The sequence below is a fragment of the Streptomyces sp. NPDC059524 genome (assembly GCF_042749255.1).
Classification (GTDB): domain Bacteria; phylum Actinomycetota; class Actinomycetes; order Streptomycetales; family Streptomycetaceae; genus Streptomyces; species Streptomyces xanthii.
This window is the reverse complement of record NZ_JBHYTK010000013.1, coordinates 83,385-85,649: the sequence shown is the minus strand read 5'-3', so window position 1 is coordinate 85,649 and position 2,265 is coordinate 83,385. Positions and strand designations below refer to the sequence as shown.

Sequence of the window (2,265 nt, the reverse complement as noted above, 5' to 3'; positions counted from 1 at the left end):
TGCACGCACCACGCCCCGCTCCCTGATCCAGCCTGATCCGAAAGAAAGGCCCTAGGCTCGGTCGGCCGGCCGACGGGCCGGTGGATCGGCGAAGGGTCACGATGAGCGCACCGCGCACGCTGCACGACGACGAGCCCGCCATGGACGAGACGCTTGTCCGGGGGCTGCTCACCGACCAGTTCCCGCGCTGGGCCGCCCTGCCGCTGCGCCCCGTCGCCTCCGACGGCACCCAGAACCTGCTGTTCCGGCTCGGCGACGACCTCGTCGTCCGCATGCCGCGCACCCCCGGGGCCGCCGCCGACGTACCGGGGGAGCAGGACACCGTACGGCGCCTCGCGCCCCGACTGCCCGTCGCCGTGCCCGAGCCGCTCGGCACCGGCGCGCCCGGGCGCGGCTACCCCTGGCCGTGGGCCGTGTACCGATGGCTGCCGGGCACGATCCCCGCCGGCGACCGGCTCGAGGACCCCGCCCGACTGGCCGTCGACGTCGCGGAGTTCGTGCGCGCCCTTCAGAAGGCCGACCCGGCCGGGGCGCCCGCCGCCTACCGCGGCGGATCCCTCGCGCCGCGCGACGCCGGCACCCGCGAGACCATCGGCCGGCTCGACGGGATCGTCGACGCGGGGGCGGCGACCGCCCTGTGGCAGGACGCCCTCGAGGCGCCCGCGTGGACCGGCCCCGACGTCTGGCTGCACGCCGACCTCGAACCCGGCAACGTGCTCGTCGACCCGGAGACCGGCCGCCTCACCGCCGTGATCGACTTCGGCTGCGCCGGCCTCGGCGACCCGGCCGTCGACCTCATCGCGGCCTGGTACATCCTCGACGAGGAGGGCGCCGCCGTCTTCCGCACGGCCGTCGGCCACGACGAGGCGGCCTGGCGGCGGGGCCGGGGCTGGGCCCTGACCATCGCCGTCCACGAACTCGCGTACTACCGCGGGCGGAACGCGTTCATGGCCGACACCGCCGCCCGGGTCCTCGGCCGGTTGGTCGGCTGACGCCCGGTCAGCCGACCGGGTGCTGCTCGCCGTCCCGCTGCTGCGGGATCACCACCGGGGCACTGCCCTGCGCGAGCGCCACCGTGCGCACCGGGGACGGGATGCGGATGCCCTCGTCGCGGTAGCGCCGGTGGAGGCGCTTGATGAACTCGTGCTTGATCCGGTACTGGTCGCTGAACTCGCCGACGCCCAGGATCACCGTGAAGCTGATCCGCGAGTCGCCGAACGTGTGGAAGCGCACCGCGGGCTCGTGCTCGGGCATCGCGCCCTCGACGCCGCTCATCACCTCGGCGACCACGTCCATCGTGACCTTCTCGACCTGGTCGAGGTCGCTGTCGAAGGAGACACCCACCTGCACGAGCAGGGTCATCTCCTGCTCCGGGCGGCTGTAGTTGGTCATGTTCGTCCCGGCCAGCTTGTTGTTCGGGATGATCACGAGGTTGTTGGAGAGCTGCCGCACCACCGTGTTGCGCCAGTTGATGTCGACGACGTAGCCCTCCTCGCCGCTGCTCAGCCGGATGTAGTCGCCGGGCTGGACCGTCTTCGAGGCGAGGATGTGCACGCCCGCGAAGAGATTGGCGAGCGTGTCCTGGAGGGCGAGCGCCACCGCGAGGCCGCCGACGCCCAGGGCGGTGAGCAGCGGGGCGATGGAGACGCCGAGCGTCTGCAGCACCACGAGGAAGCCGATCGCGAGGACGACCACCCGGGTGATGTTCACGAAGATCGTCGCGGAGCCGGCCACCGCGGAGCGGGACTGCGCGACCGTGCGCACCAGGCCCGTCACGATGCGCGCCGCCGTGAGCGTCGCGGCGACGATGACGAACGCGGTCAGCGCCGTGTTCACGTTGCGTCCGGTCCGCTGCGTCAGCGGCAGCAGCTCGGCCGCCACCGCCGCGCCCGCCGCGACCGTGGCCCACGGTACGAGCGTGCGCAGCGCGTCGACGATCACGTCGTCGCCGCCCCACTTGGTGCGGCTCGCCCGCACCCCCAGCCAGCGCATCAGCGTCCGCAGCAGCAGGCCGCCGATCAGCCCGGCGAGCAGCGCGACGCCGGAGAACAGCAGATCGTGCAGTTCGACGGCGCGGGTCACCGGGCACCTCCCGTGCTCAACACTGCCGGGTATAGCGATATGTGATGTTTCGTCACCTGGTACCTGCCGGATCGGGGATGGGGCGCGGGCCGGGGGGGGGTACGCCCCCCCGCCGCCCACCACCCCCCCCCCCCCCCGCGGGGCGCCCCCCCGGGGGGCGGGGGGCGGCTCTTCTGAGTCCCC

At 73.7% G+C, this 2,265-nt stretch carries 2 protein-coding genes; one reads left to right on the top strand and one right to left on the bottom strand.

Features of this window, described 5'->3' with window-relative positions; all coding sequences use genetic code 11:
* Positions 1-101: 101 nt before the first annotated feature.
* Complete coding sequence (locus ACFW9D_RS06410; protein WP_384618545.1) at positions 102-992, top strand: aminoglycoside phosphotransferase family protein; 891 nt, start codon at positions 102-104, stop codon at positions 990-992.
* Positions 993-999: 7 nt separating this feature from the next.
* Here ACFW9D_RS06410 and ACFW9D_RS06405 read toward each other — a convergent pair whose 3' ends face one another.
* Positions 1,000-2,082 carry a mechanosensitive ion channel family protein gene (locus ACFW9D_RS06405; protein ID WP_188335777.1) on the bottom strand — a complete coding sequence of 361 codons (1,083 nt, stop codon included), beginning with the start codon at positions 2,080-2,082 and terminating at the stop codon, positions 1,000-1,002.
* Positions 2,083-2,265: the final 183 nt, after the last annotated feature.

Coding starts and splice junctions, on each gene's coding strand:
- ACFW9D_RS06410 (WP_384618545.1), top strand. CDS start 102: ATGAGCGCACCGCGCACGCTGCACGACGACGAGCCCGCCATGGACGAG.